This window comes from Labrenzia sp. C1B70, assembly GCF_000475395.1.
Lineage (GTDB): Bacteria > Pseudomonadota > Alphaproteobacteria > Rhizobiales > Stappiaceae > Roseibium > Roseibium algicola.
The window spans coordinates 157,241-170,178 of sequence record NZ_AXCE01000014.1 but is presented as its reverse complement, the minus strand read 5'-3'; the positions used below and the strand labels follow the sequence as shown (position 1 = coordinate 170,178).

Annotated in this window: 13 protein-coding genes; 6 read left to right on the top strand and 7 right to left on the bottom strand. The window is 57.7% G+C overall.

Going from position 1 to position 12,938, the window contains the following annotated elements:
- Positions 1-44 precede the first annotated feature (44 nt).
- The 4 genes from Q666_RS52815 to Q666_RS52800 all read right to left on the bottom strand — a co-directional run bounded on the left by Q666_RS52815 (position 45) and on the right by Q666_RS52800 (position 3,312).
- Positions 45-1,214, bottom strand: a complete 1,170-nt coding sequence (locus tag Q666_RS52815; protein ID WP_022999468.1) for a benzoate/H(+) symporter BenE family transporter — start codon at positions 1,212-1,214, stop codon at positions 45-47.
- Between the two features lie 137 nt (positions 1,215-1,351).
- Positions 1,352-1,810, bottom strand: a complete 459-nt coding sequence (locus tag Q666_RS52810) for a BLUF domain-containing protein (protein ID WP_022999467.1) — start codon at positions 1,808-1,810, stop codon at positions 1,352-1,354.
- A 204-nt stretch (positions 1,811-2,014) separates the two neighbouring features.
- Entirely contained in the window at positions 2,015-2,605 is a 591-nt protein-coding gene (locus Q666_RS52805; RefSeq protein ID WP_152533382.1) for a GNAT family protein, read from the bottom strand.
- Positions 2,606-2,631: 26 nt separating this feature from the next.
- Positions 2,632-3,312: an SDR family oxidoreductase gene (locus Q666_RS52800; protein WP_022999465.1), complete on the bottom strand. Its 681-nt coding sequence runs from the start codon at positions 3,310-3,312 to the stop codon at positions 2,632-2,634.
- Between the two features lie 354 nt (positions 3,313-3,666).
- Here Q666_RS52800 and Q666_RS52795 point away from each other — a divergent pair, with 354 nt between their 5' ends.
- The gene (locus Q666_RS52795) at positions 3,667-4,821 is read left to right on the top strand and encodes an Mrp/NBP35 family ATP-binding protein (RefSeq protein ID WP_023014558.1); all 1,155 of its coding nucleotides are present in this window, start codon (positions 3,667-3,669) and stop codon (positions 4,819-4,821) included.
- Positions 4,822-5,177: 356 nt separating this feature from the next.
- Positions 5,178-6,416 (top strand): multidrug effflux MFS transporter, encoded by a 1,239-nt coding sequence (locus Q666_RS52790; protein ID WP_022999463.1) that lies wholly within the window; start codon positions 5,178-5,180, stop codon positions 6,414-6,416.
- A gap of 61 nt (positions 6,417-6,477) precedes the next feature.
- Here Q666_RS52790 and moaA read toward each other — a convergent pair whose 3' ends face one another.
- Positions 6,478-7,467: a GTP 3',8-cyclase MoaA gene (gene moaA / locus Q666_RS52785; protein ID WP_031268810.1), complete on the bottom strand. Its 990-nt coding sequence runs from the start codon at positions 7,465-7,467 to the stop codon at positions 6,478-6,480.
- Between the two features lie 402 nt (positions 7,468-7,869).
- On the opposite strand from moaA, the gene Q666_RS52780 reads away from it, so the two are divergent.
- The 3 genes from Q666_RS52780 (at position 7,870) to Q666_RS52770 (ending at position 10,648) form a co-directional block, all read left to right on the top strand.
- On the top strand, positions 7,870-9,306 hold the full coding sequence (locus tag Q666_RS52780) for a deoxyribodipyrimidine photo-lyase (RefSeq protein WP_022999461.1): 1,437 nt from the start codon (positions 7,870-7,872) through the stop codon (positions 9,304-9,306).
- 75 nt (positions 9,307-9,381) lie between these two features.
- On the top strand, positions 9,382-9,750 hold the full coding sequence (locus Q666_RS52775; protein WP_031268809.1) for a DUF971 domain-containing protein: 369 nt from the start codon (positions 9,382-9,384) through the stop codon (positions 9,748-9,750).
- A gap of 187 nt (positions 9,751-9,937) precedes the next feature.
- A complete protein-coding gene (locus Q666_RS52770) occupies positions 9,938-10,648 on the top strand; it encodes a DNA helicase (protein ID WP_022999459.1) in 711 nt (236 codons plus the stop codon).
- 116 nt (positions 10,649-10,764) lie between these two features.
- Here the strand turns inward: Q666_RS52770 and Q666_RS52765 are convergent, their stop codons facing one another.
- The gene (locus Q666_RS52765; protein WP_022999458.1) at positions 10,765-11,235 is read right to left on the bottom strand and encodes a nuclear transport factor 2 family protein; all 471 of its coding nucleotides are present in this window, start codon (positions 11,233-11,235) and stop codon (positions 10,765-10,767) included.
- A gap of 392 nt (positions 11,236-11,627) precedes the next feature.
- Between Q666_RS52765 and Q666_RS52760 the strand changes: the two genes are divergently transcribed.
- A complete protein-coding gene (locus Q666_RS52760) occupies positions 11,628-12,197 on the top strand; it encodes a TetR family transcriptional regulator (protein ID WP_022999457.1) in 570 nt (189 codons plus the stop codon).
- Between the two features lie 83 nt (positions 12,198-12,280).
- Here the strand turns inward: Q666_RS52760 and Q666_RS52755 are convergent, their stop codons facing one another.
- On the bottom strand, positions 12,281-12,874 hold the full coding sequence (locus tag Q666_RS52755; RefSeq protein WP_031268808.1) for a L,D-transpeptidase: 594 nt from the start codon (positions 12,872-12,874) through the stop codon (positions 12,281-12,283).
- Positions 12,875-12,938 lie beyond the last annotated feature (64 nt).

Genomic DNA, 12,938 nt, shown 5'->3' with positions numbered 1-12,938 from the left:
GATTGTCTCAACACTATGGGACGCGATTGCCGCGGGGCAAGGTGTTACTTTGCCGTTTTGGTTCGCGAAAGTGCCATGAAGGCACCGCCGGCCAGCAGTCCCCAGAATGCACCCGAAACACCCAGGAGACTAACCCCGGAAGCCGTCACCATGAAGGTAATGATGGCGCTGTCCCTGTCAGCGGGAGCCTTTGTGGCTTCGCTGATGGAAAAGGCAAAAGCCCCCAGCAGGGCCAATCCCGCAACGGCTTCGATCAGGATAGTCGGCGTGGCCGCGACAAAGGCCATTACCAGCCCTGCGAATAGGCCGAACAGGATGTAGACCGCACCTGCGGTCACGGCCGCCCAGTAACGCTTTGCCGGATCCTGGTGCGCATCTTCACCCGCGCACATTGCTGCCGTGATGGCGGCAAGGTTGACCGCATGTCCGCCAAATGGGGCGGACAGCATACTGAAGACGCCGGACAGAGTGAAAAGCGGACCGCTTTTGGGGTGGTAGCCATAGGCGGACAGCACGGCAACACCCGGGATGTTCTGGGACGCCATCGTTACGATGAAGAGCGGCAGCGCGATACTGATCAATGCTTCCAGAGAAAACGAGGGTGCGATCCAGACTGGTTCGGTGATCGGCTGGACGTTGCTCAGGTCGATCGGGCCGCTGCTCGAAAGGCCGATCGCGAATGTCATGACCATGGCAAGGGGAACCGCGAAGAGCCTGAAAAAGCGCAGGGCAATCGCCCAGACGGCAATGATGGCTAGTGCGCTGTAAGGCAGTTCTGCGACAGCTCTCACCGGCGCAAGGCACAGTCCGAACAGGACACCTGCCAGCATCGCGTTGGCAAGTGGTGCCGGAATGGCTGCGACCGCCCGTCCGAAAGGCTTGATCAGGCCCGCGAGTACGATAAGCGCGCCACAAACCAGAAAAGCACCAACGGCTGCCGAAAAGCCTCCTTCTAGCGGGCCGGCTGTCGCAAGGAGCGCGGCACCGGGTGTCGACCACGCGATGCTGACGGGGATCTTCGTGGCGAGGGAGGCAACGATCGCGCAAAGGCCCATGGAAATGGACAGTGCCATCAGGCCGCTGGTTGCTTCGGCTGGGGAAGCGCCGGCTGCTGTCAGCCCTTGAATGACGATAGCGAATGAACTTGCAAAGCCGACAATGGCGGCAAGAAAGCCGGCTGATACCGGCTGAAGGCCGGCGAACCTGCCTGACATGATGCAATCCCCCAGTTAACAAGGGCGCACAATATCGGCATGCCTGGCAATCGGACTAGGACCTTGCGGCCACGGACCGGATAATTTTGCGAAACATGTGATGAGCTGGGGCTCCGCGGCAGAAAACCCGGAGCGGCTCAGATCATCAACATGTCGTTGGTCAGGCGGCCTTCCTGAAGTTCCTGCGCGAAATGTCCGAACGCCCGGTAGGCTTCTTCCCGCGTTACGTCGGCAGGGTGGTCAAGCAGAGGGCGCAGCACGTCATGCTTGGAAGCGGCCAGGCCATCGGTCAGATCCCGGAAGAACATCAGTGAATTCGGGAACAGCCGGAAATCCGCCGGTTCGTGAATGATGCCCTCGATGGCTTCAAGACGCGGATCGTTCATCACGCAATAGACGGTATCAAGCACCGGGCCGGTCAGGCCTTCCAGAACCTGGATGATGTGCTGATCGACCAGCAGAAGCGCACCGGTTACGCCGGCCTTTCTGTTGATCCGCCGAATACGCAGCAACGTCTTGTCGATTTCGTCGGGCAGGGGCAGACGCATCTTGCCCCAGCTGATCTTGCTTCGGTAGCAGGCGCGGTAAAGTTCCATGGCGTATCCATCCTTTTGCCGATGAAACCAGCCTGCGCTTCAATTCCTCACATTTGCTTAAAATTTGAATCAAATACGAAGAAGAGCTTTTCGTGTTACCGAAGCGTCGCCAAGTTCTCCGCAAAAGTGTGCTTTGCGACCCGGTGAACAGAACAAGAAAACTGTGCAAAACAACGTGCGCACATCTTTGTGTGGATAAGGAGGTCAGGCACCGGCTTCGAGCTTGAAATCCAGACTGGCTCTTACGGCAGGCCACTCGTGAGGAAGAATCGAATAAACCGCCGTATCTCTGAGCGCTCCGTTGGGCGAGCGCTGGTGGGATCGCAGAACACCATCCAGTTTGGCACCTAATCTTTCGATGGCGGCGCGGCTCTGGTGATTCATGAAGTGCGTCCGGAATTCGACCGCGATGCAGTCCAGTTCCTCAAACGCATGTGCCAGCAGCATGCGTTTGCATTCCGTGTTGAGGCGAGTGCGCTGCACGGCCTTGCGATACCAGGTCGAACCGATTTCGACGCGCTTGTTGGCCGCATCGATGTTCATATAGGTGGTCATGCCGACGGCTTTGCCGGTTGGTGTCAACACGGAGAAAGGAAGCATTGAGCCGGCGTCCTGAAGCGACAGCCGTCTTTCAATTTCCGCCCGAACGGCATCCGGCTTCGGGACGCTGGTATACCAAAGCTTCCACAGTTCGCCGTCGGCGGCAGCTTCAGACAGATCGGCGGCGTGGGATAGGCTCAAGGGCGCAAGTGTGCCGGTACTGCCCTTCAGGGTTACGGGGAGAGGCCAGGCCATCATGTGTCTCCAGTCGAATTGGCAGGTCAGAACGGGCGCTCTTCACCGCTCCATTTGAAGAACTTTCCGGTATCGGTAACAGACAGGGAACCGGCAATCTTCAAAACGCCCCGCGCCACATCCACCGGGTCATTGTCTGCCAACTGGCCGCCCATGTCTGTACGCACCCAGCCCGGATCTATCAGTGCGACCGGAATGCCTTCGGATTCCAGATCTGTCGCCAGCCCCTGCATGACCTTGTTCACTGCCGCCTTGGAGGTACGGTAGGCGAGGGTGTCCGACTTCCGGTATCCCATCCAGGCCATCTGGCTGGAGATGGTCAGGATCCGACCGGATCTCGACCGGCGCAAATGAGGCAGGAAAGCTTGTGAGACCGCCAAAGGTGCAAGGGTGTTGACGGCCAGGGTTTCGGCAAAACCCTCGAAATCCATATCGAGTGCGCTTTGACGTTCCGGACTGATGATGCCCGCGTTGTTGATCAAAAGGTTCAGCGGGGTGTCGAGGTCGCCGGCGACCGCGCGAACGGCGGCATGGTCTCTCACATCGAAAACCAGCGGATGAAAATCTTTGCCGAGCCGTTCCGCTGTCTCGTCAGCCGACTGCTGCGTGCGGACGGAGCCGTAAACGGTCCAACCACTGTCCAGTGCGGCGCGGGCAAGTTCATAACCGATCCCGCGATTGGCTGCGGTGATGAGGCAGGTTGGCATGTCAAATTCCTGAAGCTGGAATGTCTTGGGAAGGACGCTGTATAAGGCCGAAACAAATTAACCGGGCCGTCTGGCTGTTCAACGAAAACATTGTCTCCCTTTTAGGAGGGGTAACAATCGCGAGATCCAGCAGCAACCATGGCCAATGCCATGGGTATGAAAGCTTCTGAAGCTTGCGGCTTTCAACTGCGCAGGGCTTGTGTCGGATTTTCACCCCTTCTATGAGTCGCGGTCTGAAACCGGAATGCGCCGTGCTTCATTTTGGCAGGTTGCCTGAAAGGAGCGGCGAACTAGAGTTCGCACCGGAAATAGCCGGTTGAACACAGTGGCCGGTGTACGAAACAGGACCGAAAGATGACCGACACCATAAAAAGCGCAGTCATGGAACGACTGAGGCAGATCAAGGGACCAGACCTTGAAGGCGATATCGTCTCGTTGGGCCTTGTCTCGGACGTGTTTGTGTCCGATGGCCGTGTTGTTTTTTCCATCACAGTTCCCGCAGAACGCGCGCAGGAGCTTGAGCCTCTGCGCCAGGCTGCTGAAAAGGTGGTCAAGGAAGTGGATGGCGTCGAAACCGTGATGGTCGCGCTGACTGCCGAACGGGCGGCGGGCGGCGCTCGCAATGCGGTACCACAATCAGCTGCCAATCCAGCCCCCCAACAGCCTCGGCGACCTGCGGAAGAGCAGGCGCCTGCAAAACCGGGCGTGCCGGGCATCAAGCACATTGTCGCGGTTGCGTCCGGCAAGGGCGGTGTTGGCAAATCCACCACCACGGCGAACCTTGCCTTGGCGATGGCCTCACTCGGAAAGAAGGTCGGCGTCCTGGATGCCGATATCTACGGTCCTTCGGTGCCGCGGCTGTTCAATGTCTCCGGCAGGCCGGAAGCTTTGTCGGGCAGAATGCTCAAGCCAATGGAAGGCTATGGCATCAAGGTGATGTCCATGGGCTTCATGGTGGAAGAGGAAACGCCAATGATCTGGCGTGGACCGATGGTTATTTCCGCGCTTACCCAGATGCTGCGCGAAGTGGCCTGGGGCGAACTTGACGTCCTTGTGGTCGACATGCCTCCAGGAACCGGCGACGCCCAGCTCACCATGGCCCAGCAAGTGCCGCTGGCCGGAGCCGTGATCGTGTCGACACCGCAGGACCTTGCCCTGATCGATGCCCGCAAGGGCCTCAACATGTTCAAGCGTGTCGATGTTCCCGTGCTGGGGATTGTCGAGAACATGAGCTACTTCCTGTGCCCCGATTGCGGTGGTCGTCATGATATCTTCGGCCATGGCGGAGCGCGCGCGGAAGCGGACCGGCTGAAGGTTCCGTTCCTGGGCGAAGTTCCCTTGACGATGAAGATCCGTGAAACCTCCGATGCCGGAACACCGGTGGTGGTGTCCGATCCGGAAGGCTCGGTCGCAGGCATCTACAAGGACATTGCTGCCAAGGTACTCGACAGCATTGATCGGGAGAGCGCGGAACCCACACGAGCGGCCCCCAACATCGTCTTCGATTGATACAGGGCAGGGTCGATCCCTGGGTAATTCCTGATTAGGCGACGAGACAAGTTTTGGCCACGGCGAGAGCTGTGGCCTTTTTTCGTCCGGGTTTAGCTGGCTACAGGACAGGCGGTGGTGATCGCAGATTTATCCGTGAAATGCAGCAATTTTCACCCGTTGTGGAGGCTCGGATCAAGCTTGCAAAGTTGAAACAATTTCAAAGCCAATGGGGGGAAACATTAGCGCTTTCTGCCATCTTTCGATGTTGGGCCTGTAACAATTCAGGTTTTCACGTCCGGATCACGCGGCGAATATATATTCGAACCTGAATATATCGCCCGCGAGGGTGAAAACCAAAAGGTTCCTTCCCGGGCATGCTCACCAGCCGAACTCAGACTTCCAGCACCGATGCCAAACCATCCCTGGCGGTGCTTGTAGCGATTTCATCGGTCAGCCCGCTTGCCATGCAGATATACCTGCCGTCTCTGGCAGGAATGATGGTGGTCTTTTCCGCAACCGCGGGCGAGATTCAGCTGTCGATGTCCGCTTATTTCATCGCGGTTGCGGTTTCCCAGTTGTTCTGGGGACCCTTGTCGGATCAGTTCGGCCGCCGGCCGGTAATCATTCTCGGCATGGCTTTGTTCGTAATCGGCAGCGTGTTCTGTCTGTTTGCACAAACAATTGAAGCCTTGATCGCCGCCCGGGTTCTTCAGGCAGCCGGTGGCTGTACGGGAATGGTCCTTGGCCGTGCGATCCTGCGTGATCTCTACAGCCCCAAGCAGGCGGCCAGCATGATCGGCTATGTCACCATGGGCATGGCGGTGATGCCGACAGTGGCACCAGCAATCGGCGGAATTCTGGATCAATACTATGGCTGGCAGGGCGGGTTTGTGCTGCTGCTGATGTTCGGAGTGGCGGTTCTGTGGGCAAGCATTGCGCTTCTGCCTGAAACGCACCTGAACCGAAAAGCGGCCGGTGGGCGGCAGATCCTGAAATCCTACGCGACCCTCTGCCGTGAGCCGCTCTACTGGAGCTACAGTCTGACAGCGGCGTCCAACGCGCTTGCCTACTTCGCCTATCTGGGAGGGGCTCCCTTTATTGCCGCCGATCTCCTGTCCCTGAGTGCGCAGGAAATGGGGTTCTACTTCATGTTCGTGGCGCTCGGTTATATCGCTGGAAACTTCATCTCCGGCCGGTTTGCCGAGCGAGTTGGCCTGTTTCGGATGATACTGTCCGGCACTCTCATCGGCGTTGTCTGCGTGGCGATAATCTCCGGGTTTGCCTATTTCGGAGCGTTGAGCGCACCCAGCCTCTTCCTGCCGATGTTCCTTCTTGGTCTCGGCAATGGTGTCTGCCTGCCAAGTGCATTGTCCGGTGCTGTCAGTGTACGGCCTGAGTTGACGGGAGCTGCTTCCGGCCTGACGGCGTCACTTCAGGTCGCCATGGGCGCGCTGGCCGGATCCATTGTCGCCTCGCTGTATGCCGATGGCCTGCTGGCCTCCTCGCCCTGGGGCATGATCCTGATGATGGGACTGGGCATCGGGTGCAGCCTGATCGCGACCGTCTGCATCAGGTTCTACACCACGCGCGCCGACCTCGTTCCGGCAGAATAGTTTTGCCGGCTTTCAAGGTCGCTGAACTTGCTGTTGCCTGGGTAACTGAAGGTTTGGCTGTTTAACCGCCGGTGACGCTCATGTGCCGGGAAACTGCAGGCTGGTTGCGGTTCCGGTCAATTACGAAATCATGCCCTTTTGGCTTCCGTCCGATGGCCTCATCAATCGCATCGTTCAGAAGGTCGTTGCCTTCCGAAGCGCGCAGAGGCGCGCGAAGATCCGACATGTCTTCCTGACCAAGGCACATGTATAGCTGGCCGGTGCAGGTGACGCGCACCCGGTTGCAGCTTTCACAGAAGTTATGCGTCATCGGCGTGATGAAGCCGAGACGACCACCGGTTTCCTCGATAGTCACATACCGGGCGGGTCCGCCCGTCTTGTAGGGGATGTCCGTCAATGTGAATTGCTCGCCCAGGCGCGCACGCACGGTCGAAAGTGGCAGATACTGGTCCGTGCGGTCGCCGTCGATCTCGCCAAGTGGCATGGTCTCGATCAGGGTCAGGTCGTGACCATGCTCATGACACCACTCAAGCATCGTCACGATCTCATGCTCGTTGACGTCTTTGAGAGCAACCATATTGATCTTGATCTGGAGGCCTGCGGCAGTCGCTGCGCGGATTCCGTCCATGACCTTGCCAAGGTCGCCCCAGCGGGTGACTGCCTTGAATTTCTGCGGATCGAGCGTATCGATCGACACATTGATCCGGCGCACGCCGCAATCGTAGAGTTCCTGCGCGTAGCGGGCGAGCTGCGAGCCGTTGGTGGTCAGGGTCAACTCTTCCAGAGCGCCACTGTCCAGATGCCGGCCAAGGCTGCGGATAAGGCTCATGATATTCTTGCGGACCAGCGGCTCACCACCGGTCAGGCGCAGTTTACGGACGCCTTTTTCGATGAAGGCAGTGCACAGGCGGTCGAGCTCTTCAAGGCTGAGCACTTCGCGTTTGGGCAGGAAGGTCATGTCTTCCGCCATGCAATACACGCAACGGAAATCGCAACGATCGGTCACGGACACGCGAAGGTAGGTGACGGCGCGGCCGAACGGGTCGATCATCGGACCATGTGATTCCGCTGTTCCGATTGCCGCTTGTGCCGGGACCACAATCTTGCCGTCTGTCACGTTTCGCTCTCCCTCGATTTTTATCTTATCCAGATCATATGGCGTCGATGCGGGCAAGATCAATTGAAACCGGACTGCAAATGTCCGGTTTACGGCATCAGGTAAACTCGTGAGTGTACTCTTGTCAAATCAATTGGAAAGATGCCGGAATTCGCTCGCCTGCGCGACCAGGAACCCGCATCGAAGCGCCCACTGACGAGTGCTTGGTCCGGTCACAATCCTAGGAGCTCCACTTTACTTGCCGCTCTCCCGGAATTGGAGCCAAAAAATCCGGCACACCATTGATCCGATTGTGTTTTGCGGCGTATCTGAGCTGTAGCAAGCGGCAGGAGCAGCATGACAACACTTGTTTGGTTTCGACAGGATTTGCGCATTAAAGACAATCCGGCCCTGTTCCAGGCGGCCCGCGAGGGGCGTGTCCTTCCGGTCTTCATCCTTGAACCAGCAGAGCAGACCGGTGAAACGCACCCGCTTGGCGGGGCAAGCCTCTGGTGGCTGCATCACAGCCTGGCGTCATTGAAGGCGGATCTGCCAGGTCTGATCTTCCTGCGGGGGAGCGCGAGACACCTGATCCCACAGCTTGCAAAGGAAGTCGAGGCCGAGGCCGTCTTCTGGAATCGATGCTACGAACCACATGCAATCGAGCGGGACACCGATCTCAAGAAGGTGCTGAAAGAAGACGGGTTTGAAGTCAAAAGCTTCAAGGCGTCCCTCTTGTTCGAACCCTGGGAACTGGAGACAAAATCCGGCGGCCCCTTCAAGGTGTATTCGCCGTTCTGGAAGGCTGCTCAGCAAAAGACCATCGATGACATCTTGCCAGCACCGAAGAGGCTGGAATTTGCGGACTACGATGGCGGTGAAAAGCTTGAGAGCTTTGACCTCTTGCCCACGAAACCGAACTGGGCAAAGGGATGGGAGGATTGCTGGCAGCCCGGTGAAGCCGGTGCTGCGGAGCGGCTGGAAGGCTTCTTCGAGGAAGGCTTAAAGGGCTACGGCACATTGCGCAATCGCCCGGATCTTCCGAACGTGTCGCGCTTGTCGCCGCATCTCCACTTCGGCGAAATCTCACCCCGACAGATCTGGCATGCAACGCAGAAGGTAATGGACCGGAAATCGTCGGTTGCCGGTGACGGTATGAAATTCCTGTCCGAGATTGCCTGGCGGGAATTTGCGTACCACTTGCTCTACCATTTTCCGAAATTGCCGTCGGACAACTGGCGTTCAACATTTGATTCCTATCCCTGGCAGGAGCCGGGCGACGCGTTGGAGAAGTGGCAGAAAGGACAAACGGGATATCCGATTGTCGACGCCGGCATGCGCGAACTCTGGCAAACCGGATACATGCACAACCGGGTGCGCATGATCGTGGCGAGTTTCCTGATCAAGCATCTGCGTATTCATTGGCACCATGGCGAGGCCTGGTTCCGGGACACGCTGGTGGATGCGGACCTTGCCAACAATTCCGCAAGCTGGCAGTGGGTCGCTGGATCAGGCGCTGATGCTGCTCCCTATTTTCGGGTCTTCAACCCGATTACCCAGGGAGAAAAATTCGATCCGGACGGTGTGTACATCCGCAAATGGGTTCCAGAGCTGCGCGATCTGGACACGCACTATCTCTTTGCGCCGTTTGATGCTCCGGCCGAAACCCTGAAAAAGGCCGGTATCACGCTTGGCGAGACCTATCCGAAACCGCTGGTCGACCATGCCAAGGCACGCAAGGCAGCGCTTGACGGCTATGAAGCGGTGAAGCAGGCGGGACAAGACGCCGCTTGACGGTGCCGGTGCTACCGGTATCGTCCGCGCGCAAGTCCCGGCGACATGTGCCGGGTGGAATCAAAGGACCCGGAGATGACCGACCCGACTGCTCCCTGGCCGACGGAACTACGCGTATCGAAAGACAAGAAGAGCCTGACTGTTGCTTTCAACACGGGTGAACGGCACGAATTGTCTGCTGAATATCTCCGGGTGTGTTCGCCTTCGGCGGAAGTGAAGGGCCACAATCCGTCCCAGAAGCAGACCGTGCCCGGCAAACGCAACGTCGAGATCATGAAGATCGAACCTGTCGGCAACTATGCTGTCCGTATCCATTTTGACGACATGCATAACTCCGGGATTTTTACCTGGACGTATTTCCTCGAGCTAGGCAGAGATCCGGAAGCACACTGGGGTGTCTACCTGCAGGAACTGGCGGCCAAGGGCCTGACACGGGATCGTTGATTGAGAGCAGGCCGGGCTCGCTGAAACCAGCTGGAATCAGCTATGAAGGGCGTGGCTCGACCCAAGCCATCCCCCTCCATCAGGAGCAGCAGCCGAACTGCAGGGTCGTTTCATACTGGCAACCAGACGATCGTGCGTTCGCATATGGAGGGACTGCGGCTGATGCACGCGATCTGGAGGTCGCACCATGAAACTCACTGCACCCGTTTTCCGCCTGAAGCGTGAAGCCCGATCACTCGCCCGCAGCAAATCCATCGCGTTGAGCCGCGCATTGGACGCAATTGCTGTTCGCGAAGGTTTCATAAGCTGGAGCCATCTCGCGTCTGCTGTACGCGACAAAGGCCCATCGGTCAGGCTTTTGTCAGCGCTTGAACCCGGCGATATGGTCATCCTTGGTGCACGGCCGGGGCACGGCAAAACAGTGCTGGGGCTCGAGTTGCTTGCAGAAGCGGCCAAGGCCGGTAGAACGTCCGTGTTCTTTTCGTCAGAATGTTCTTATCGCGATGTTCGTATGAAGCTATCCGCCAGCGGATACCGCGATCCGGAAAAATCGGGAACGTTCCGGATTAGGCTTTCCGACAACGTCTGCGCCGAGAAGATTAAAGAGACGCTGGCTGATGCTGTGCCGGGCTCCATTGCCGTCATCGATTATCTTCAGGTCATGGACCAGCATCGCTCGCAACCTCCGCTCGGTGCGCAGATCGAGGAGCTGAGACAATTTGCAAACAAGCAGCGTATCACGCTCGTCTTCCTGTCGCAGGTCCACAGAAGCTTTGATCCCGAGATCCGGTCACTGCCAGGGTTCTCCGATATCCGCACGACCAATCCTGTCGATCTATCGCACTTCGACAAGGGCTGTTTCCTGCACGACGGCGAGATGATGCTGTCCGGACATTGAGCTGCCCTTCCGGTCTTTTGGATCACCGGCCGGTGTCCTGCTGAACGCAGGGCACCGGTTGCTTGAACGTCTTGAAACGTTCCGGGCTTTCGCGGGCTAATTAGAGTTGTGGCTGGCTAAAGTCCGAGTTCACTCAGGCCAGGATGGTCTGCTGGGCGCGGGCCCTGAGGCCAGTGCATCTTGCGATCATTCGCGGAAATGGCGAGATCATTGATGCTGGCAAATCGGCGATGCATCAGGCCATTGGGTGCGAACTCCCAATTCTCGTTGCCGTAGGAGCGGTACCATTGTCCGGCCGCATCGTGCCATTCGTAGGCAAAGCGAACCGCAATCCGGTTGCCGGCAAAGGTCCACAGTTCCTTGATCAGGCGGTACTCCTGTTCCCTCTGCCATTTGCTGGTGAGGAATTCCACCACTTGCTCCCGACCGACCGGAAAGTCCGACCGGTTCCGCCAAATGGTGTCCGGTGTATAGGCTAGCGAGACCTTCTCCGGGTTCCGGCTGTTCCAGCCGTCTTCCGCAGCACGCACCTTCTGGCGGGCGGTCTCAAGGGTAAAAGGCGGCAGCGGGGGGCGCTGTTCTGTCATCGCGCTAGCTCCAGAGTCTGAATTTGAGGAGACGAGGCCAACCCCGCATGAAGGCGGGCGTCCAGCGGCTGGGGGGCCGGGGTCAAGGCTGATGTGATCACAAGTACCCCGGCAACAAGTGCGCCGAAGAGATAGAAGCCGCGCGGATATGCAGGTCTTGGTGAGAACATGGGTTTGCCTCGCAGTGTTAAACAGATAAATGTGTACCGATCTGTTCAGTTACGAGTTATATATGTACCGATCTGTACACGATGGCAAGGCGCTAACTTCGTGCCTGAGATCATTAAAACGTGAGGAGGTCGTGTTTCGGCTGTTTGGGCAGCACCTATTTTGGGTATCTTGAACGATCGCTGATGTTTGACTATTTACAAGTCAGTACAGAAAGGAAGCTCATGCGACCAAGCAAACGCGATGAACTGGTACGCAAGTCTCTGGCTGTCTTTTACAGAGACGGTTTCCATGCGACCGGCATGGATACACTTGTTGCTGAAACAGGCATCTCCAAGACGACGATGTTCAAGCATTTCAGAACCAAGGATGATCTGATCCTGGCGGTGTTGAGATACCGGGACGAGACTTTCCGGAACTGGTTCCTGCGCAGGCTGGATGAACGCGATCTTTCGCCAAAGCAAAAGCTCCTCGCAGTTTTTGATATTCTGAAAGAGTGGTTCGAAGAACCCGGTTTCAAGGGATGTATGTTCATCAAGGCATCGGCTGAGTTTCAGGACCCCGTACACCCTGCATATGCCCAGTCCACCGAACACAAGCGCCTGCTTCTGTCGGCACTCAGGAGCCTTGCGGAAAAGGCGGGGGCTCGCGAGGCGGATCTGCTGGCACGACAGATCCTCCTTCTCAAGGAGGGGGCAATCGTAGCCGCTCAGATGGGGTTCGACCCGGATCCGTCAGGTGCGGCAAAGAACGCGGCAGCGGTACTGATCGATGCCCACATCCCGGAAAATTGATCAAGTCTGGGATTTAGAAGTGAGCATCAAATAAAAAAGCCGGGCAGGGCCCGGCTTTATTTCTTGATAATTGGTGCCGCAGTTTAGCGCTTCACGATGACCTTCGAACCAACAGTCACGCTGTTGTAGAGGTGGATCACGTCTTCATTTGCCAGACGGATACAGCCGGAAGAGACAGCCGAACCGATGGTCCACGGCTCAGTCGTGCCGTGAATGCGGTAGAGCGTCGAGCCGATGTACATCGCGCGAGCACCCATCGGGTTGTTCGGTCCACCCGGCATGTAAGCCGGAAGGATACGGCCTTTCGCACGTTCACGAGCACGCATCTGTGCAGGCGGGGTCCAGCTCGGCCATTCAGCCTTGCGGGTGATGCGGTGCGTGCCGGCCCACTGGAAGCCATCCTTGCCTACGCCGACGCCGTACTTCATGGCCTTGCCACCAGGCAGGACATGATAAAGACGGCGCTCGGAGGTATCGATGACGATCGTGCCTGCAGGGTACGGACCATCATATTTCACGCGCTTGCGTTTGACCGGGGACGGGCCGCCCGGATGATATTTCGGAGTGACCCAGGTGTTCGTGCTGTGGTCAAAGTAGCCATATCGCGGAGCTGCCTGAGCGGTCAGCGCAAAAGCGCCCGCCAGAACCGCAACCATTACAAATAAAAGTTTCTTCATTCCGATCCCCCATCAGCATCGGGCTCGTGCCTCAACGATGCGATTCTCAATCAAAGTGACGTTA

What these genes read in the sequence shown, in the direction of transcription:
- Q666_RS52780 (WP_022999461.1), top strand. Translation starts at nt 7,870, where the DNA reads ATGACAACACTTGTTTGGTTTCGACAGGATTTGCGCATTAAAGACAAT.
- Q666_RS52815 (WP_022999468.1), bottom strand. Translation starts at nt 1,214, where the DNA reads ATGTCAGGCAGGTTCGCCGGCCTTCAGCCGGTATCAGCCGGCTTTCTT.
- Q666_RS52805 (WP_152533382.1), bottom strand. Translation starts at nt 2,605, where the DNA reads ATGGCCTGGCCTCTCCCCGTAACCCTGAAGGGCAGTACCGGCACACTT.
- Q666_RS52790 (WP_022999463.1), top strand. Translation starts at nt 5,178, where the DNA reads ATGCTCACCAGCCGAACTCAGACTTCCAGCACCGATGCCAAACCATCC.
- Q666_RS52770 (WP_022999459.1), top strand. Translation starts at nt 9,938, where the DNA reads ATGAAACTCACTGCACCCGTTTTCCGCCTGAAGCGTGAAGCCCGATCA.
- Q666_RS52795 (WP_023014558.1), top strand. Translation starts at nt 3,667, where the DNA reads ATGACCGACACCATAAAAAGCGCAGTCATGGAACGACTGAGGCAGATC.
- Q666_RS52755 (WP_031268808.1), bottom strand. Translation starts at nt 12,874, where the DNA reads ATGAAGAAACTTTTATTTGTAATGGTTGCGGTTCTGGCGGGCGCTTTT.
- moaA (WP_031268810.1), bottom strand. Translation starts at nt 7,467, where the DNA reads ATGATCGACCCGTTCGGCCGCGCCGTCACCTACCTTCGCGTGTCCGTG.
- Q666_RS52760 (WP_022999457.1), top strand. Translation starts at nt 11,628, where the DNA reads ATGCGACCAAGCAAACGCGATGAACTGGTACGCAAGTCTCTGGCTGTC.
- Q666_RS52810 (WP_022999467.1), bottom strand. Translation starts at nt 1,810, where the DNA reads ATGGAACTTTACCGCGCCTGCTACCGAAGCAAGATCAGCTGGGGCAAG.
- Q666_RS52765 (WP_022999458.1), bottom strand. Translation starts at nt 11,235, where the DNA reads ATGACAGAACAGCGCCCCCCGCTGCCGCCTTTTACCCTTGAGACCGCC.
- Q666_RS52775 (WP_031268809.1), top strand. Translation starts at nt 9,382, where the DNA reads ATGACCGACCCGACTGCTCCCTGGCCGACGGAACTACGCGTATCGAAA.
- Q666_RS52800 (WP_022999465.1), bottom strand. Translation starts at nt 3,312, where the DNA reads ATGCCAACCTGCCTCATCACCGCAGCCAATCGCGGGATCGGTTATGAA.